At 62.2% G+C, this 18,071-nt stretch carries 15 protein-coding genes and 2 tRNA genes; 3 read left to right on the top strand and 14 right to left on the bottom strand.

Going from position 1 to position 18,071, the window contains the following annotated elements; all coding sequences use genetic code 11:
• Positions 1 to 4 precede the first annotated feature (4 nt).
• Entirely contained in the window at positions 5 to 931 is a 927-nt protein-coding gene (locus tag OGL92_RS15100) for an SDR family NAD(P)-dependent oxidoreductase (RefSeq protein WP_263144863.1), read from the bottom strand.
• Between the two features lie 373 nt (positions 932 to 1,304).
• On the opposite strand from OGL92_RS15100, the gene OGL92_RS15095 reads away from it, so the two are divergent.
• A complete protein-coding gene (locus tag OGL92_RS15095) occupies positions 1,305 to 1,895 on the top strand; it encodes a hypothetical protein (RefSeq protein ID WP_263144861.1) in 591 nt (196 codons plus the stop codon).
• Positions 1,896 to 2,264: 369 nt separating this feature from the next.
• Here the strand turns inward: OGL92_RS15095 and OGL92_RS15090 are convergent, their stop codons facing one another.
• The 9 genes from OGL92_RS15090 to OGL92_RS15050 form a co-directional block, all read right to left on the bottom strand.
• Entirely contained in the window at positions 2,265 to 4,688 is a 2,424-nt protein-coding gene (locus OGL92_RS15090) for a TonB-dependent receptor (RefSeq protein ID WP_263144858.1), read from the bottom strand.
• 66 nt (positions 4,689 to 4,754) lie between these two features.
• Complete coding sequence (locus tag OGL92_RS15085; RefSeq protein WP_263145041.1) at positions 4,755 to 5,702, bottom strand: FecR domain-containing protein; 948 nt, start codon at positions 5,700 to 5,702, stop codon at positions 4,755 to 4,757.
• Positions 5,699 to 6,211: a sigma-70 family RNA polymerase sigma factor gene (locus OGL92_RS15080; RefSeq protein WP_263144857.1), complete on the bottom strand. Its 513-nt coding sequence runs from the start codon at positions 6,209 to 6,211 to the stop codon at positions 5,699 to 5,701. Before OGL92_RS15080 ends, OGL92_RS15085 begins: the two co-directional genes overlap by 4 nt.
• Positions 6,212 to 6,916: 705 nt before the next feature.
• Positions 6,917 to 8,458 (bottom strand): ABC transporter substrate-binding protein, encoded by a 1,542-nt coding sequence (locus OGL92_RS15075; protein WP_263144855.1) that lies wholly within the window; start codon positions 8,456 to 8,458, stop codon positions 6,917 to 6,919.
• 67 nt (positions 8,459 to 8,525) lie between these two features.
• Positions 8,526 to 9,590: a hypothetical protein gene (locus tag OGL92_RS15070; protein ID WP_263144852.1), complete on the bottom strand. Its 1,065-nt coding sequence runs from the start codon at positions 9,588 to 9,590 to the stop codon at positions 8,526 to 8,528.
• Positions 9,591 to 9,636: 46 nt separating this feature from the next.
• Positions 9,637 to 10,626, bottom strand: coding sequence for an oligopeptide/dipeptide ABC transporter ATP-binding protein (locus OGL92_RS15065; protein ID WP_263144850.1), 990 nt, complete (start codon positions 10,624 to 10,626; stop codon positions 9,637 to 9,639).
• The gene (locus OGL92_RS15060; protein ID WP_263144849.1) at positions 10,623 to 11,564 is read right to left on the bottom strand and encodes an ABC transporter ATP-binding protein; all 942 of its coding nucleotides are present in this window, start codon (positions 11,562 to 11,564) and stop codon (positions 10,623 to 10,625) included. The genes OGL92_RS15065 and OGL92_RS15060 overlap by 4 nt, the downstream gene beginning before the upstream one ends.
• A gap of 82 nt (positions 11,565 to 11,646) precedes the next feature.
• Positions 11,647 to 12,501, bottom strand: a complete 855-nt coding sequence (locus OGL92_RS15055) for an ABC transporter permease (protein WP_263144846.1) — start codon at positions 12,499 to 12,501, stop codon at positions 11,647 to 11,649.
• On the bottom strand, positions 12,498 to 13,433 hold the full coding sequence (locus OGL92_RS15050; protein WP_263144844.1) for an ABC transporter permease: 936 nt from the start codon (positions 13,431 to 13,433) through the stop codon (positions 12,498 to 12,500). Before OGL92_RS15050 ends, OGL92_RS15055 begins: the two co-directional genes overlap by 4 nt.
• A gap of 105 nt (positions 13,434 to 13,538) precedes the next feature.
• Here OGL92_RS15050 and OGL92_RS15045 point away from each other — a divergent pair, with 105 nt between their 5' ends.
• Positions 13,539 to 14,447 (top strand): LysR substrate-binding domain-containing protein, encoded by a 909-nt coding sequence (locus tag OGL92_RS15045; protein WP_263144840.1) that lies wholly within the window; start codon positions 13,539 to 13,541, stop codon positions 14,445 to 14,447.
• Positions 14,448 to 14,542: 95 nt separating this feature from the next.
• On the opposite strand, the gene OGL92_RS15040 is transcribed toward OGL92_RS15045, so the two are convergent.
• The gene (locus OGL92_RS15040; protein ID WP_263144837.1) at positions 14,543 to 15,442 is read right to left on the bottom strand and encodes a LysR family transcriptional regulator; all 900 of its coding nucleotides are present in this window, start codon (positions 15,440 to 15,442) and stop codon (positions 14,543 to 14,545) included.
• Positions 15,443 to 15,772: 330 nt separating this feature from the next.
• Between OGL92_RS15040 and OGL92_RS15035 the strand changes: the two genes are divergently transcribed.
• Positions 15,773 to 17,020 carry an OprD family porin gene (locus OGL92_RS15035; RefSeq protein WP_263144835.1) on the top strand — a complete coding sequence of 416 codons (1,248 nt, stop codon included), beginning with the start codon at positions 15,773 to 15,775 and terminating at the stop codon, positions 17,018 to 17,020.
• A gap of 565 nt (positions 17,021 to 17,585) precedes the next feature.
• On the opposite strand, the gene OGL92_RS15030 is transcribed toward OGL92_RS15035, so the two are convergent.
• From OGL92_RS15030 to OGL92_RS15020, 3 genes are all read right to left on the bottom strand, one after another.
• A tRNA-Asp gene (locus tag OGL92_RS15030) sits at positions 17,586 to 17,662 on the bottom strand.
• Between the two features lie 33 nt (positions 17,663 to 17,695).
• Positions 17,696 to 17,771: transfer RNA gene (locus OGL92_RS15025), tRNA-Val, on the bottom strand.
• 128 nt (positions 17,772 to 17,899) lie between these two features.
• Positions 17,900 to 18,071, bottom strand: a 172-nt coding sequence (locus OGL92_RS15020; RefSeq protein ID WP_263145038.1) for a hypothetical protein, incomplete at its 5' end; no start/stop codon positions are given.

Genomic DNA, 18,071 nt, shown 5'->3' with positions numbered 1-18,071 from the left:
GCCCTCATTCCTTCGCGGCGTCTTCCCGCGCCATGCGGGCGCGGATGCCGCCGTCGAGGGTGGCGGTTCCCGCCATCGGCTCGTAGATCGCCCCGGTGGTCGGCGCCAGGGGACGTGCCTTGCCGACCTCGCGGTGGGCGATATCGGCGGACATCCGTTCGGTGAGGTCCGGGAAGAGGTGGTGGGAAAGGTTCGACGCCTTGGCCTTCCACCCCACCGGCGTTTCTTCCTGGGGATCGAGGCAGGCCTTGACGATGGCATCGACGACCCGCTCCGGATCGTCCATGGCCGCCATGCGCGGGGCGTGACCGCTGTAGTTCGCGGCATGGGTCCACCAGGGCGTGTCGACCGCCCAGGGCATGATGGTGGCGACCTTGATGCGCGCCTCGCCGCTCAGGCGCAGTTCCTCGCCCAGGGTCCGGCTGAGGCTGAGCACCGCGGCCTTCGAGGCCGCATAGGAGGCCTGGTAGGCCAGGGGGACCTCGCTGTCGATGGAGCCGACGTTGATCAGCGTGCCGAACCCCTGGGTGCGGAAACGTCGCAACGCCGCGTGGGCGCCGAAGATCAGCCCCTTCAGGTTGACGTCGATCACCCGTGCGTGGTCCTCGACCGGGATATCCCAGAAGAACCCGAGTGCGCCTATCCCCACGTTGTTGATCCACACATCGATCTGGCCGAAGCCATGGACCGCCGCCTCGGCCAGACGGGCGACCTGCGCGGCCTCGCTGACGTCGGTGGGCACCGCCAGCGCCCTGCCGCCCGCCGCCTGGATTTCCGCCGCGAGGGCATCGAGCTCGGCCCCGCGACGCGCCGCCAGCACCACATGCGCGCCTTGCGCCGCGAGCTTGAGCGCGGAACCGCGGCCGAAACCGCTGGAGGCTCCGGCGATCACCACGGTGGCGCCCTTCAGGTGGGTTCTGTCATTCGTCATTGCGTTCTCCTCGATGGCCAGCCAGGGGCAGGCACGTTGGCGGTAGAACGAGGGCAATGCGGCTAAGTTCCTTTTTCATGGGGCTGGCGAACGAATGGCGGGTGCCCGGACACAGGCACGCAGGGTAGCGCGAGGCTCTGGCGGAGCATGGGGGGCAGGTCGTTCGGCCAAGCGCTCGACACCTCCAATCGACGGGTGGCCGCCGCCCCCAGGGAGCGACTCGTCGCAGGCCTGGACGGGGTTCGCTCTGGGGCCCATGGCAGCAGGGACGACCCAATCGCCAGCGACCTGGGCGACGCGGCCTGAAGCCTTTGCGTTCTTTCGGCAGGTGCCGACGGAGTAGAATCCCCTTCCTTTAAAACGGAGTGTTCCTATGTACCCCCGTGTTTTATCCATCACTCTCGCCGCCATCGTACTTTCTGGCTGCGGTGGCGCCGTCGTGCAGCGCACCCGGGATTCCCAGCCGGCATTGCCGCCCTATACGGGGCCGATCTGCCTGCTGCCGAAACCCTTGCCCGATAACGTGGACAGCACGCCCCTCGGTCGAGCGATCGCCAACTCGGCCACCTATGGCGGCTTCGCGAAGATGAACCTGAAACTCGCCAACGTCGCGCGCAGCGTCGGCGCGGACGCGGTGGTGAACAAACGCTCGAAGATGAAGATCGCACCGATCCCCTGGGGCGCGGCGCGCCCGCAATCCTGGGGCATGGCGGTTCGCATAAAGAACCCGGAAGCGTTCGACTGCGTCGCCAGCGGCGGACGGCTCTACGATCAGAACGGACCGATCCTCGCCCCGCCGAGCCCGAGCCCTCAGGTAAAACCCCAGGCAAGTCCCCAGGGCCAGGTTCGCGCCGAAAAGCAACAGCCCGGCAGCGAATACGACGCCTGCATGGTGCGGGTCATGAAAATAACCGATGCGCAGTTGCGCGCGTCCATGATGACGACTTGCGACGACCTCGACTGAGGCCGACGCCCCGGGTGGGATCGCCGTCCGGATCGGCAGCGCACCGGCCTCGCCCAGGAGACGGCAAGTGCGCTGCGTCCACCTCCCTCGGCGGAGCCCAGGCCCAGGGAACGCTATCGAGGCGGGCGGCACCTCTCGGCATCCGAGCCATTTGCGGCGGCCTGCTCCAGAAAGCAGGCGCGATGACGCCTCGGCCCAGGCGCGGCGCCCCATGGCCCGAGCTGAAGCGAGTGGAAGCGTCTCGCCCCCGCCTGCCCTGCCGGCGAGCGGGATATGCGTTCTCGGCGATCCGCTCCTCCAGACCTACGCCCAACGCACGCTGAACGAGTGGCCCCTTTCAGGCCGCCCGACAGCCAGGGGCCACCGTCGTCAGAACCCCAGGGTCGCCGACAGCACGACGGTCCTCGGGGTGGAGAGGGTCAGGCCCGGCTCGCTGTCGTCCGACGCGCCAGCCGACGCCCAGTAGCGTTCGTTCAACAGGTTCTCGACGTTGCCGCGCAGGGTGACGTCCTTGTCGTCGACCTTGAAGGCATAGCGCGCGCCCAGGTCGAAGCGCTCCCAGGCATCGATCTCCTTGGAATTGGCCTGGTCCAGGTACTGCGAGCTGGTGTAGATGCCGCGCCCGGTCAGGGTCAGCCCCGGTACCGAGGGTACGTCCCACTCCGCCCCCAGGTTGGCGTTGAACCTGGGCGTGGCCGGGGCCCGGTTGCCGTCGAAGGTGCCGCCGAGGGTGCCGGTCAGTTCGCTGTCGATGTACATCACGCCGCCCAGTAGACGGAATCCCTGGAGGGGCTCGCCGAACAGGCTCAGTTCGACGCCCTGGTTGTCGCGCTTGCCGTTGGGGCCGAAGACCCTGGAGGTCGCGTTGGTCTCGTAAGCGGTCTGCTTCAGGCGAAAGGCGCTGGCGGTCAGGGCGAACGCACCCAGGTCGTACTTGGCACCGACTTCGACCTGCCGGCTGATGAAGGGCGGAAAGATTTCGTCCTCGTTCAGCGAGGTCGAGGGGGCGATCTTGCCCTGGCTGAGCCCTTCCAGGTAGTTGGCATAGAGGGACAGCCGCTCGGTGGCCTTGAACAGCACGCCGAGCGAGGGCGAGACCTTTTCCTCGTCGTAGGCCGTGTCCCCTTTCAGGCCGTCGGTCCAGTCGTCGACCTTGACGCGCTGCCAGCGCGCGCCGAGGGTCAGAAGCAGCCTGTCGGCCGCGAAGCCCAGGGTGTCGGACAACGCCACGCCGCTGAAACGGTTTTCCGTGTACACCGCCGCATCCGAGCGCGTGGGGGTGCCCGGCGTCGGCGTCACCCGTGGGTCGTAGAGGTTGCTGGGGGCCGAGGCGTAGCGGGCGCCGCCGTTCTCGAAGTCCATGTAAAAGTAGTTGGCGGCCAGGTTGATCTCGTGGCTCACCGGGCCGGTGTGCAACCAGCCGCGTACCCCGGCATTGGCGGTCCTGACGCTTTCGTCGCGGGTGAAATCGCGGGGCTGGACGCTGAAATTACCGGCCGCGTCGCTGACGGACACACCATGGCGCAGGAAGTCGTGGTTGCTTTTTCGCGCCCCGACGGCGCCGTACAGCATCACCGATTCGCTGACATCGAACTCGCCGCGCAGGGCGCCGAAGGTATCCTCGGTCCTGGCCTTGCTCCAGGGCTGCGCGTAGTTGTCGCGTACGTCGTCCGCATGCGGCACCGGGGCGGCGGTTTGAATCTGTACCCGCTCCTGGGGCGCATCGGTGTCGCGCTCGGTATGCCCGAGGTCCATCGACAGCCGGACGCGCTCCTCACGCAAGTCGAGGCCGAGCACCGCCATCTCGCGGTCGACCTCTTGGTGGTCCCACTCGGTATCCCCGGATTGCTTCACGCCATTGAAGCGCACACCGAAGCGATTGCCTTCGCCGAACCGGCGGCCCAGGTCCACCGCGCCGCCGACCTGGCTGTCGGACGCATAGCTGCCGGTGAATTCGCTGATCGGCTGGTCGGTGGCGCGCTTGGGAACGACGTTGATCCCGCCCCCCACGCTTCCCCGCGGCGAGATGCCGTTGATCAGTTGGCTCGGCCCCCTGAGGATGTCGACGCGATCGGCCATTTCCACGTCAATCGAATAGGTCGGCAGGATGCCGTACAGGCCGCCATAGGACACGTCGCTGTTGAACAGGCTGAACCCGCGGATGGTGAACTGTTCGTAGCGCCCGCCGGCCGGGTTGGTCGAGCGCACCGAGGGATCGCTGGCGATCAGGTCGCCCAGGGTGCGCGCCTGCTGGTTCTTGGCCGCCTCCTGGGTGTAGGTGGTCATGCTGAACGGCGTTTCCATGAAGTCGCGCGCGCCCAGCAGGCCCTGCGAGCCTCGGCGTGCGACCTGCCCGCCGCGATAGGGCTCGCCTTCGGCGTCCGAGGCGGAATGAGCACCGGTGACGGCCGTCGGTGCGATTTCCAATGCGTCGGACGCCTCCGGGGCGGGTATCAGCGTATAGGCGGAAGCGCCCACCGGCTGGAGGCGTAATCCGCTCCCTTGCAGCAGCCGGGCGAAGCCTTCGTCGACGCTGTATTCGCCGGACAGCCCAGGGCTACGGCGACCGCTCACCAGCGCCGGGTTCACCGAAAGGCTCACCCCCGCCTGGCTGGCGAAGCGGGTCAGCGCGGACCCGAGATCGCTGGCGGGCACGTCGTAGGGACGCGCCTCGGCATGGGCGTAAGCCGCCAGCGGCGCTACCGGGCCGAAGCCGAGGAACAGGCTCAGACACAGCGTGGGAGAAGAAACGACGGACAGCGGACGGCTCCGTTGGCGGGTCACTGCAGGCATTGGCGAGGCTCTCTTTTTAATTCACTTACCTTCCAAGACAGGCGAGCGAGAAAAAAGGGACAAGCCTCAGGCCGTCGCTCCGCGCGGGACCAGGGTGACCCAGTAACGCGTGCGCGAACGCACGTCCAGCGGCAGGCTCGCGGCGAGCAGGGCGAGGATTCGATCCGTGTCGTCGAGCCGGAAACTTCCGGTGACTCGTAGCGACTCGAGCGCCGGCGACCAGCGCAGGATTCCGGGCCGATAGCGCTCGAGTTCGCGCAGGAAAGCGCCCAGGGGTCGGTCGTTCGCCGTGATCACACCTTGGCACCAACCGGGTTGCCGGATATCGAAGGTGTGGACCGGCTCGACGCCGGCGCGGTCCAGACGCACCCGCTGGCCGGCGCCCAGCACGAGCACGCCGGAGGCGCTCGGACGAATCTCGGCGACACCGGCGAACACGGAAAACTCGCACGCGGCGTCGTCCTGGCGAACGCAGAGCTCGCCTCCCGCGAGCCTCGCCTCGCCGTACAAGGTGTCGACGCTGAACGGCGCGCCGCCCGCCAGGCGCAGGGCGATCTCGCCACGTACCAGCGCCAGGCGTCGCCGCCCTTCGTCGAGGTTTACCGCCGAGGCGGTATTCAGGTCCAACTGGCTGCCATCGGCCAGCGTGATGCGGCGGCGCTCGCCGGTGGCCGTGGACAGGTCCGCGCGCCAGGCGTCCAGGGGAAGCGTGCGAGTCGCGAGCCAGGCCGCGGGGGCGATCGCCGCGAGGCCGAGCACGCCCTTGAGCAGGCGCCGACGGCTCGGGTCCGGACGATCCAGGCTGGCCATCGCCAGCTCGGTCGGCAACCCTTCGAAGCGCGTTCTCAGGGCCTGGGCCTTTTGCCAGGCGTATTCGTGGCTGGCGCTGCGCTCACGCCAGCGTTGCAGGCCGGCGAGGTCATGCGCGCTGGCCGCGCCGGACTCCATGAGCGCCAACCAGCGCGCCGCGGATCGCGCGACACGCCGGAGCTCGTCGGCGGAATCCCCGCTCAGCACAGCTCCACCAGCAGGCAATGCTCGTAGGCCTGCGCCATGTAGCGCTTGACGCTGCGTTCGGACACCTCGAGCCGCTCGGCGATTTCCCGGTAACCCAGGCCCTCGAGCTGGCTGAGGAGAAACGCCCGACGCACGACCGGGGGCAGCCCGTCGAGCAACTCGTCCAGGGCCTGCAGGGTTTCGAGAATCAGCCAGCGCTGCTCGGGAGACGGCACACAGGCTTCGGGCAATTGCGCAAGCGCGTCCAGGTAGGCCTGTTCGAGGCTGCGCCGTTTGTGAAAGTTGATCAGCAACCGCTTGCCGATGGTTTTCAGATACGCCCGCGGCTCCTGCAGGTCGACGATGCATTGCGAGCTGGTCAGTACGCGGATGAACGCATCCTGGCTGAGATCGGCCGCATCCCACCCGTTGCCCATCTTCCGGCGCAGCCATTGCTCCAGCCAGGGGCGATGGTCGCGATAGAGGTCGTGGAAAGCCTGCTCACTTGATACGGCCGTATCAAACATCTGAGAACCCTTCGCGAATGCATGAATGATATCGATTCTAATTTAACCAATGGTCAAAACGATACCCTTCGGCGATTCCGCACGTCTCTGCCGTAGCCGAGCCGGGCCGGGCCGCCCTGCCCAAGCCCTTCGGCGGCGAACGACCCCAAGGTCCCTTGCGCCGTGGTCTTTCGGCAGGTGTTCATCCGGGATTACCCGGACACCGGAGGCGCGACCGACCGAGCTCTCCAGGAGCCGCGGATGCCCCCGTAGAACGCGCCCGTAGCCCTGCGTGATCGGGCACTTCCGGTACAGGAGCAGGCTCGACGCGCGTTTCGAACGGCGCCAGGTCCCACATGACCTGTCGACAAATCGGCCAGCGGCTGGGCATGCCCGTCGGCACAATGGCTCGCCTGTTTCAGCGGATCGGCCTCATTCGCCTGTCAGGATTGCAACCGGCACCGCCGGCGCGGCTACCGGTACGAGCGACCAGGCGAGCTGCCGCACCCGGAAACCGGAAAGCCGGGGCGCTTCCATCGCCCCGGACATCGCATCTGCTTCGACCCTACTCCGGCATCGCGATGACGCCGGCTGGACTGGCGCCCTCTGGACCCAACCCAGGCACCAACGGCGAGGCGGGGCGCTTCATCCAAAGCAGCCCGTTCGAATGAGCCCGCGCAGGTGGCCGATATGGCCGGGCATCGGTCGATGTCCGGCCACCAGGGTTTACTTCTTCGTTGTCAACTCGGTGATGGGCGGAGAAATATTGATGTCGCCCTCGAGTTCATACCCGTAATCGACATTATTGTTGTGGGCCCAGACTTGCCGGAGATCGAACAGAGGAACGCCGCACACGTCATCATTGATTTGCCGTTGTGCTGTTTTCCAGAACGCCAACTGCTTCGCCGGATCCGTTTCGACACGAGCGGCTCGAATCGCTTCATCCCCAATGCTGCAATGGGAAAAATTGGTGACAGCCGTGGGGGTGCCCACGATCGAGCTGGAATCATAAAACTGCGTCAGGTAAGTGTCGGCAACGGGGAAGCGTGCCGCGCCATAGAAAACGATGGCGCTAAGATCCTTGCGGATGTCCTCGTGATACGTCGGGTGGTCCACCACTTTCATATCGAGGGTGATGCCTGCTTTCGCCAGTTGCCCCTGCACCACCTGCATCACCGGCAGAATCGAAGAGATGTTGGATACCACGACCGGCAAGGTGAGGCCCTTCGCGTATCCCGCATCCGCCAGCAATTGCTTCGCTTTTTCCAGGTCATGGTGGTAGTTGAAAGAGCAATCCACGCCCACGTAGCCGGGCGGCACGACCGAGCAGCCTTTCTGACTGACATCCTTGCCGACGAACTGGACTATCTCGTCGACATCGGTGGCATAAGCGATGGCCTGACGGATGCGGATATCGTCCAACGGCTTGATCGTACGGTTCAGGTAAAGGGCGCGAAACTCGCCAGGACCGAATACGTCCAGGGTAACCCCGCTTCGAGCCTTCACACTGTCTACCCAGCGCTGTTCGCGATGCCCATATATCACGTCGAGCTGGCGCGATCTGAATGCAAGATCTCGGCTGCTGTCCGACGCGACGAATCGCCAGAAGATTTCGTCGATCTTCGGCTTTCCCCGAAAATATTTTTCGTGGGCGGTCAGCCTTACGTATTGTTGCGGGACATGCTCAGCGAACTCGAAAGGCCCGGTGCCGATAGGTTGCGTGGCTAACTTACTGTCCGGCGCCTCGCCCGCCTTGCGGCTGGTAATGTTGCCTCCCCGATAGTTGGCCACCAGCCACAGGAATCCTGGAGTCGGCCGCTTCAACGTGATACGGACGGTATAAGGGTCCACCGCCTCAACTTTTTCGAAAGGTTCGAAGGCCGCCGACTGAGACGAGGTATTCGGATCGGATGCGCGGTTCAGCGAATACACCACATCGTCGGCATGCAACTCCCCGTAGCCATGATGGAATTGCACACCGTGGCGCAGGTGGAACGTCCAGGACAGATGATCAGCGGACTCTTCCCACTTTTCAGCCAGATCCGGCTCGAGTTTCGCGGGGTCGGCGCTGCCCGGCGGGAATCGCACCAGGCCATTGAAGAGGTTGTTCAACAGCATCGAGTCGTAACCGGTCGCCCGGTCCAGATCCAACGTCTGGATATCCGATGTCCCGATGCCCATCTGCAAAGTCACCGCTTGTGCGGCGCAACTCGCGGCTAACAGATTAGCCCCCAACAACACCGCGCCCATCCACTTATTCGTCATCATGCAATTCCCCAATAATGTTCGCTGATAACACTCCGTATTGATTGACCTGCGGCTTGATCCGGCTCGTTCACAGCCAGTAGTCGCCTTCCCAGAGACTGAGTTTCTTGCCTGCGTTGGCTTTCAACGCATTTTCATATACGCGGTAGCCGCTCATGATGTCGTACAGCGCCAAGCCTCGGGCGAAATACACGATGATGTCGTCGTCGTGCTGGCGGCCAGCAGACTCGCCGAGGATCACGCCGCCGATATCTATCAAGTCCTCCTCCCGAGTGAAACCTTCCATCACCAGGCAGGCCGGCGTCATCGTCTTGCGCTCCAACACCAAGTCGGAGTTGGTGAACAGGGCGGCGGCCTTTTCGAAGACTTCATATTTCGCATCCCATAAAGACAGGTCCACGAAGAGCGCGCCTTTTTTCAACCAATCGTATTCGATGTAAGCAGCATCCTTATTCTGCACACTGGTCGCGGGGCAGATTACATCGGCATCGAGAATTGCTTCTTTTGCGGAATCGCAAACCACGATCTCGATATTCAATTGAGCGGAGAACTTATCGGCGAATAACCGAGCCCGGGATTTATCGTAGTCGAACACATAAACCTTACGCAGTTCGGGCATGACTTCCGCGACGCCCAGCAGCGCCGCCTGGTTGACCGGGCCCACGCCGATGAAGGCGGCCGTCGTGGCCTTCGGCGACCGCAGATACTTGACCCCCAACGCCCCCAGAACCCCGGTGCGCATGCAACTGATGACCATCGCATCCATCACTGCCAGGGGGTAGCCGCTTTCCGGGTGAAGGATGGTGACCAATCCGGAAGCCCGGGGACCGTAGCCATTCTTGACGTTATCCGGGTTACTGGGGATGTTCTTGATCCCCACTTTCTTGATGCCATGGTCATCAATGTAGCCGGCATGGATATTTGCCCGTTTCTTGCTCGGGTAACCGACGAAGGGCTGCCTCAAAAGAGCCGGATCGACATCCCAGAACAGCGTCGCGGTAGGCGCTTCGATCGCCTTGTTCTGGTAGGTCAGTACGACGGTGCGCTCGACGTCATCGACCGTAGCGGCGACATCGGCAGCGCCATGGCTTATCGCATCTTCCTGACTCAGGTAAATAAAGTTAGCTGCACTCACTGCGTTTCTCCGAAGGCATCAGACAACGTTGAGCGACCGGGGGCCGCTACAGGGGGAAATGGCAAGCCACGGTGCGACCAGCGCCACCGTCGACCGAACGAAGTAGCGGAACCTCGCGGCGGCACCGGGCTTCGGCCCTGGGGCAGCGGGGATGGAAAGCGCAGCCGGGCGGCGGATTCGCCGCGGATGGCAATTCCTGCGCGCTGCTCACCAACGAAATCCGTTGGGCCGGATCCGGAATAGGCGAGCTGTCGCGTAACAGGCGGGTATAGGGGTGGCGAGGATCATCCATGACCTCGCGAGTAGGCCCGTACTCGACGATGCGTCCGAGGTACATCACGTTGGTGAGCGCGCAGAAATAGCGCACGACGCCCAGGTCGTGGGAAACGAACAGAAAGGATAATCCCCGGGCCTCCTTGATCCGCAGAAGCAACTGCAGGATCTGGGCCTGGACCGACACGTCCAGGGCCGATACGGGTTCATCGGCGACGATGAAATCCGGCTCGAGGATCAGCGCCCGTGCGATACCGATGCGTTGCCGTTGACCGCCGGAGAATTCGTGCGCATAGCGCGACAGGCACTCCACCGGCAGACCGACCTCCAGGATCGCTCGTTCGACGCGGCGCCTGATCTCGTCCGCGCTGCCCATGCGATGCACCCGCAGCGGCTCTTCGAGGGTCTGCCAGATGGTCCGTTTCGGATTCAATGAGGCGAACGGGTCCTGGAACACCAGTTGCGCGTTGCGCCGGTGTTCCCGGAGCGCCTTGCCGGTCAGCGCGCGCACGTCCACGCCGTCGTGGAAAATGGTTCCGTCATCGGGCTCGACCAGGCGGAGGACGGCACGCGCAACGGTCGATTTGCCACACCCGGACTCCCCCACCAAACCGACGGAAACGCCCTTCGGAACGGTCAAGGACACATCCGCGATTGCCCTGACCACCTGTTTGTCGCGGCCGAACCAGCCGCCGCCGCTGACGTAGTGCTTGCGCAGGTTCTTGACGACGACTCCCAGGGAACCGGACTCGGGCGCGCTCATAGGGCCTCCGGATTGCGGACAAAACAACGGACGCCGTGATCGCCGTTGGTGGGCAAGGGCGCCAACAGCGGCGACTCCTGCTCGCAGCGGGGCTCTTTCAGCGGGCAGCGGTTCGCGAAGGCGCAACCGATGGGCATATTGATGAGCGAGGGGACGGCACCCGGAATGGGAGCGAGGTCATCGCTATCCCGGTCGACCCTTGGCATGGCTTTCAGCAAGGCTTCGGTGTAGGGATGGGTGGGCTTGGCGAATAGCTCGGTGACCGACGCCAACTCGACGACCTGCCCCGCATACATGACGGCAACACGGTCGGCGATCAGCGCAACCACGCCAAGGTTGTGGGTGATGAACAGCATCGACATGCCCTGCTCGCGCTTGAGCTTGTCGAGCACGCCAAGCACCTGGGCTTGAATCGTCACATCGAGCGCGGTCGTCGGCTCGTCCGCCAGCAAGAGCGTTGGTCGGCATGCGATCGCGATGGCGATCATGACTCGCTGACGCATGCCGCCAGAGAACTGATGGGGGTAATCGTCGACGCGCCGCTCTGCCGACGGGATGCCCACTTGAAGGAGCAGCTTTACCGCTTCCTCCCGCGTCTCCTTAGCCGATAGAGGGCGATGTGCCCGGATCATTTCTCCAATCTGCTCGCCCACTCGCATGGTGGGGTTCAGCGAGGTCATGGGTTCCTGGAACACCATGGCGATTTCCCCGCCGCGAACGTCGCGCAATTGATCGCGGCTCAAGCGGGTGAGATCGCGCCCCCCGAACAGCAACTGCCCGGCGCCGATCCGTGCCACCTTTTCCGGCAGGAGACCCAGTATCGACAGGGCCGTTATGCTTTTGCCGCTGCCAGACTCACCGACCAGAGCCAAGGTTTCGTTCTTACGCACGCTCAAGGTCAGGTCGCGAACCGCCCCGTGCCACTGGCCGCCGATCATGAATTCCGTGCGTAGCGCCCGTATGTCCAAGACGACATCGTCTGCGGCCACTGACACCTGGGAGGGTAATGGGGTCATCGGATCAGCCCTTGCGATATTTGGGATCGATGGCGTCACGCAAGGCGTCGCCCAGGAGATTGAGCGCCAATACGGCCAGCAAGACGGCGATGCTCGGGAATACCGCCAACCACCACGCATCGAGGATGTTGTCGAAGCCGTCGCGGATCATTCCGCCCCAGGTGGCGCTCGGTGGACGGACGCCCAGGCCGATGAAACTGAGCGACGCCTCGGTCCGGATCGCCGTGGCCATCCATAACGATCCCATCACCAGCACGTCGGCAATCAGGTTGGGAAGGATATGCACGGCCATGATCCGCCCATGGCTGAAGCCAAGCGCACGACCGGCCTCCACGAACTCGCGCTCCTTCAAGGCAAGCGTCGGAGCCCGCGCCAGACGAACGAAAGGTGCGATCTCGGTAATCGCGATGGCGATGATCAGGTTCTCGAGGCTGGCGCCCAGGACGGCGGCCACGAGCATTCCAAGCAAAAGCGAGGGGAATGCGAGCATCACATCGACGACGCTCATGACCAGTTGGTCGAACTTCCCGCCGACATAGCCGGAGACCACACCGATGACAGTTCCCACGACAATGGCGATGAGGATTGAAACGAAGCCCACCAGCAGGGAGACGCGGGCGCCGTAGAGAATCCGCGAGAACACATCGCGGCCAAAACTATCCGTACCGAGCCAATAATCCGCCGAGGGCGGTAACAGCCGATGGACGATGTCCTGGTTAATTGGATCATAGGGCGACAGCCAGGGCGCGAAGATTGCAGCAAGCACGATCGCTACCAACAGAACAAACCCCAGCCAACCGAATGCACCGCCCCGCGACAGCAAACGGAAAAAGCGGGTGAATAACGCAAGGCCGTTCATCGCCCTACCCTCACGCGCGGATCGGCCAGTCCATAGAGCAGATCGGTAATGACGTTCGCCATTACGATAAAAGCGGCGAAGACGATCATCAGTCCTTGCAGCAATGAATAATCGCGGGTGTTAAGAGCGCCGAGAATGAGTCGGCCCATCCCCGATCGGTTGAATACCACTTCGGTCAACACTGCATTTCCAATCAGCGTGCCGAAATAAAGTCCGGTAATGGTAATGATGGGTAACAAGGCGTTGGCCAGGGCATGGCGCATGATGAAACGAAAGGGCGCAATGCCTTTTGCCCGTGCCGTGCGTATATAGTCCTCGTCCAATACAGTGAGCATCGACGCGCGGGTGACCCGTGCCACGTATGAGCTCATCACGAAGCCCAATGTAATGGCGGGTAATACCAGGGCTCGCAAGGTTTCGAAGAAACCGCCCTCCATCGGAATGACCGGGAACCACTGAAGTTGGATGGCGAAAACCAAGAGCAACAAGATGCCCGCGACGAATGCGGGCAGAGAAAGCCCGATCAGCGAAAAGAGACGCCCGACATAATCCGGCCAGCGATTACGGTACAAGGCCGCGAATATCCCCATGGGCAACCCCAGAAGCAATCCGAGCAGCATGGATGCGGCGGCCAGATTCAACGTGTGGGGCAATACCCGGAGTATTTCCTCCATCACCGGCCTGTTGGTCACCATCGATACGCCGAGGTCGCCTCGCATCGCCGCCCATAGCGCTGAGAGGTACTGCTGCCAAAGCGGTTGATCCAGGCCGAGTTGAATACGCAGCGCAGCCAGCGATGCAGCATTGGCCTGGTCGCCGAGGATTACGGTCGCGGCGTCGCCCGGCACTACCCGCACGAGCAGGAAGATGAGGGTGAACATGACCAGAAGGGTGGGGATTCCCAGCAGGATTCGTTTGACTGCGTAAAGCATGGGTTGCGACCTGCCTATCAAGGTGTCGTTGATATCTTCCAATTCGCCAACCTAGAATGTCCAAACACTATTTACGGGTGTTCCATTCCAAGAGGTTATAGGGTGATGACTATCAATCTACGGCAGGTGGAGGCCTTCCGTGCCGTGATAGAAAGCGGAACGGTAAGCGCCGCGGCGACTGCGCTCTACGTGACCCAGCCCGCGGTCAGCAAGCTGCTGGCGCAACTGGAACACCAGACCGGCCTGCACCTGTTCGAGCGCACCAAGGGGCGACTGGCCCCTACCCCCCAAGGCATGCGCCTCTATCAGGAAGTCGATCGGATCTTCGCCGGCCTGCATCAGCTGGCATCCGCCGTGGAGGTGGTAAAACGCGAAGAAGGCGGTCACCTGATCGTCGGCGTGTTGCCGGCGCTATCGGGCGCATTCACCCGAGAGGTCATCGCCGGATTCCGTGAAATCCATCCGGAAGTCTTCGTGTCGGTGAAGGTTCGGGCTTCGGTGGTCTTGGCCGATTGGTTGGCTACCCGCCAGATAGACGTAGGGCTGCTCAACACCAACATCGATCATCCGGACCTGGAATTGCAGCCGCTCTTGCGTCAACCGCTTATTTGCTTGCTTCCACTGGGTCACCCACTGGTCAGGAAGAGAAGCATCAGCATCAAACAGCTAAAGGACGAGCCGTTCATCGCCTTCGACAATAGCGTCGAGATGCGTCGCATCACCGATGATGCCTTCGCCCAGCATGGCCTGACTCCGCGCTATATCCTGGAAGCGAATACCGCGCCGTCGGTGTGCGAGTTCGTCGCCGCCGGGATGGGCGTCAGCATCATGCACCCGGCCATGGCGGGTACCGCTGTCGGCAGGGTAGCGATCCGCCAATTGACTCCGATAATAGACGACCATTTCCTGCTCGGCCGGATGAGGACGAGCCGCAACGCCCGGTATGTCGAGGATTTCATACAGGCGGCGCATGCAATTGCGTCGCGGAGCAAGCGGGATATCCAGGAAGGGTAGCGCCCGACGAAACGCCCCCGGCATCGTCGTTCATCTTGGCAATCCGCCGACTCTGTAACCCGTCCAGCCCGCCGGCGCCGGAACAACGGTCCCAGCTACATGTGATGGGCTCGCATGGATGCCTGGGCCGCCGCGTGCAGCGCTTGTTCAAGCTTTTGAACGGCGGCACTCTGCGGCCGATTCGACGGATGCTCCAGGTAGTAGATTCCAGGCCCGGGAGTCCGCGGGACCAAGGGACATACCTCCAGGCCCAGGGCATCGGCCAGGGGGAGAGAAACCGGCACGGGGCAAACGGCGAGGCCCAGACCCTGGCTTACCATCATCAGAGCCAGTGGCGTGACATCCGCCTTCTCGAGCTTGAGTTGCCGCCCCTGCATGGGACCGAAGTGATGGCTGAGCAGTCCCATCCACCCCATGGCGTGAGAGGTCCTTTCCAAAAGACGAAACGACAGCAAGTCATCGAGGGAGTTGATGTTGGCGACGTCTTCCTTCCGGCACAGGACTACATACGAGAGCCCCATCAGCCTTCCAGGGTGACGGACGAGCTGGGGCTCTTCACCGAACCGGATCGCGATATCGGGCACGTCCTTCATGTGCGACCCCTCCATCAGAAGCTCTACACGGATGGAAGGGTTGTCCCGATCGAACTCCGCCAATACGCGCGGCAGCCAACTCATGGCCATCAGTTGGCTGGCCAGCAGCGACACCCGCTCGATTCGCTTCGGCGCGAAAAGCGAGGCCGCCTTGGTCTCGATCGCGCCCAGGGAGATTTGAACGGTAGGGAGGAAATCACTGCCTTCTGGCGTTAGCTGGATTCGGTTGGCAGTACGCTCGAACAGTGGCCGACCGAGGCAGGTTTCCAACGCAAAAACCTGCTGACTCACCGCAGCGCCGGACATGTAAAGCTCCTTTCCCGCTTTGGAAAAGCTCTGGTGTCTGGCTGCAGCCTCGAAGACGCGGAGCCAGTTCAACGACGGGATAAGGAATTTAGCCATTGCCCGAGCGTAAGCTTGGCTTACGCTGAGGTCAACTAGATGACGTATGTGCTCCCTCTGAAGCCACTGGTATAGTCGCCGAAAGCCGTCGCCTTTCCTGAGTCGAGGAAGCGTGAGTAAGTACGCTTACTTATCGCGCCCGCATTCTTATTCGAAAGCTAGACGGATCAGAAATACGTTAAAACCGCTCGATAAAAATCTGCCGAACTGGAAATCAGCTTTTAAAAAGGTACTGCCGCCTATAAGGCAGGCCGTCTCTGCACGCTGAACGACTGCCGATAGATACTCTCCGCCTTTTTGCGGAGGGATAATGTATGAGGAGCCGCTTCAATGAATGCCAGCAAAGTCAGTTCTACCGCCGTTATCTTTTCCCTGTTGACCAGCCCGGTTGCACTTGCCAATGGGCAGTCGGAATCGACAGGTTTTATCGATGGCACCAAGGCGTCGATAAAAGCCCGCAACATGTATATGAATCGCGATAACCGTGCGAGCAACGCCGCGCAGAGCTACGGCGAGGAATGGGCGCAGGGCTTTGTCGGGATAGTGGAGTCGGGCTTCACGCAGGGCACGGTTGGATTCGGCATTGACCTGATCGGCATGTACGCCATGAAGTTGGATACTGGCGGAGGTCGCTACGGCGGCGGCACCAACCTCCTGGAGGCCGACAGCGACGGTGCAAAGGACGAATACTCCAAGGGCGGCGGTGTATTCAAAATGCGCATCTCGAATACGGTCCTGAAGTACGGCACTCAGCTAGGCTCGGTCCCCGTAGCCTATACGTCCGATAGTCGCCTCCTGCCGGAGACCTTGGACGGACTGACATTGACCAGTAAAGAGTTCAAGAACCTGCAGATAGATGCCGGTCATCTGACAGCATTGACGAACCGCAATCAATCATCCTACGACAGCGCACGGATGACCTCGGTCGACTATCTCGGGGGCGTCTATAAACTCACCGATCGCTTGTCTACAAGCCTCTACTATGCGAAGACCGAAGATTACTTTCGGAAGTACTACATCAATGCCAACTATGCCTTGCCGCTTTCAGACGAGCAGTCGCTAACTTTCGATTTCAACGGTTACGACACCAAGAGCATAGGCACTGCCCGCAGCGGCGATCTGGATAACCGCATCTGGAGTTTCCGGACCATATACAGCCTGGGCGCACATTCCTTCTCAGCGGCTTATCAGGCAGTCACCGGTAAAGGCGATTACATTTACGGCCCTGACGGCGGAGCTAATTATTGGTTTGCCAACTCCGTTCAATATTCCGACTTCGACTACGAAGACGAGAAGTCTTGGCAGGTCCGCTACGATCTGAACATGGCACCCTATGGCGTGCCCGGCTTGAGCTTCATGGCTCGCTACGTGAAAGGCTACGATTTCAAGAATGGGTCCGGTACTGACCTGGATGGCGAAGCCTGGGAGCGAAACTTCGAAACGCGCTATGTCATTCAAAGTGGGCCTGCAAAAAATCTATCCTTCAGAGTCCGTGCAGCCAGTTATCGCAGCGGGGAACGCGGTGGCCAGGCCGACGACCTGCGCATCATCACCGAGTATCCGTTCAACATCCTCTGAGATAGAGGACTGAGTGCCAGCTGCTCCGACATACCTGCAACCATCCCTTATGGCGGCATTCCGGAATGCCTAGGCGTCCGGCATGCCGCCTGCTCGTCTGCCGAAGGCAGGCTCATAGGGTTTCCGCCAGCTTCTCCTTGCTTTGAATCCATGCCGTCGACTAGGCATGGCCTCTAAGGGCATAGCCTCTCCCTCCTCCGACAGGCATCGCCTCGGGAGGGATACCGGAATAAGTGCGTAAGTGCCTGTCGATGGAAACGAAAACATCGGCGCTGCGAGCCGTCACCGACCGAAGAAATGAACCATCCCCGTTTCGGTCATCGCCTAGGGCTTGAAGTCATCGGACATCTCCTACCGGGCCCGGAATGGCTACAGGGCCCAGCGCTAGGAAGAACCGAACGAAAAAACGATGGCGAGGGATGGTCACACGCGCCGCCCGCGGTGTACTCGAACGCGTGCAAGTAACTGGCTGGAGATGGGTTTCAGTGAATCAGAAACGAAAAAAGCGGCTCAAGGCCGCTTTTTCGTAGCTTCCAGGCGTTCAGGGGGCCTGTGGAAGCAAATATGGCGCAGCGGACGGGACTCGAACCCGCGACCCCCGGCGTGACAGGCCGGTATTCTAACCGACTGAACTACCGCTGCGCTTCAGTTGGACTTTCGCCCAGTCTCGCAATTTGGTGGCTGATGACGGGATCGAACCGCCGACCCCCTGCGTGTGATGCAGGTGCTCTCCCAGCTGAGCTAATCAGCCGATCGCCTTGCGAGGTGGCGAAATTTACGCAGGGGGCGGAGCTAAGTCAATACTCCGCCTGAATATTTTCCTCGGATGGGGACTTTCGGACGCTGGCCGCTTCACGCGAGGCGGCCTGATCCCCGTCGTCAAATGCGGAAGCTGTCCACCAACTGCTTCAGGCGTACCGCCTGCTGCTCCAGGTCCGCACAGGCGCGCAGCGTGGCATGCAGGTTTTCCACGCCTTCGTGGTTGAGGGTGTTGATCTCGGTGATGTCCATGTTCAGCGATTCCACCACCGAGGTCTGCTCCTCGGTCGCC

Source organism: Pseudomonas sp. RIT-PI-AD (assembly GCF_025642785.1).
Taxonomy (GTDB): domain Bacteria; phylum Pseudomonadota; class Gammaproteobacteria; order Pseudomonadales; family Pseudomonadaceae; genus Pseudomonas_T.
Note: the sequence above shows the minus strand (reverse complement) of the source record. Positions and strands in the feature narration are given on the sequence as shown.

Coding starts and splice junctions, on each gene's coding strand:
- OGL92_RS15100 (WP_263144863.1), bottom strand. CDS start 931: ATGACGAATGACAGAACCCACCTGAAGGGCGCCACCGTGGTGATCGCC.
- OGL92_RS15095 (WP_263144861.1), top strand. CDS start 1,305: ATGTACCCCCGTGTTTTATCCATCACTCTCGCCGCCATCGTACTTTCT.
- OGL92_RS15090 (WP_263144858.1), bottom strand. CDS start 4,688: ATGCCTGCAGTGACCCGCCAACGGAGCCGTCCGCTGTCCGTCGTTTCT.
- OGL92_RS15080 (WP_263144857.1), bottom strand. CDS start 6,211: ATGTTTGATACGGCCGTATCAAGTGAGCAGGCTTTCCACGACCTCTAT.
- OGL92_RS15075 (WP_263144855.1), bottom strand. CDS start 8,458: ATGATGACGAATAAGTGGATGGGCGCGGTGTTGTTGGGGGCTAATCTG.
- OGL92_RS15065 (WP_263144850.1), bottom strand. CDS start 10,626: ATGAGCGCGCCCGAGTCCGGTTCCCTGGGAGTCGTCGTCAAGAACCTG.
- OGL92_RS15060 (WP_263144849.1), bottom strand. CDS start 11,564: ATGATCGGCGGCCAGTGGCACGGGGCGGTTCGCGACCTGACCTTGAGC.
- OGL92_RS15055 (WP_263144846.1), bottom strand. CDS start 12,501: ATGAACGGCCTTGCGTTATTCACCCGCTTTTTCCGTTTGCTGTCGCGG.
- OGL92_RS15050 (WP_263144844.1), bottom strand. CDS start 13,433: ATGCTTTACGCAGTCAAACGAATCCTGCTGGGAATCCCCACCCTTCTG.
- OGL92_RS15045 (WP_263144840.1), top strand. CDS start 13,539: ATGACTATCAATCTACGGCAGGTGGAGGCCTTCCGTGCCGTGATAGAA.
- OGL92_RS15040 (WP_263144837.1), bottom strand. CDS start 15,442: ATGGCTAAATTCCTTATCCCGTCGTTGAACTGGCTCCGCGTCTTCGAG.
- OGL92_RS15035 (WP_263144835.1), top strand. CDS start 15,773: ATGAATGCCAGCAAAGTCAGTTCTACCGCCGTTATCTTTTCCCTGTTG.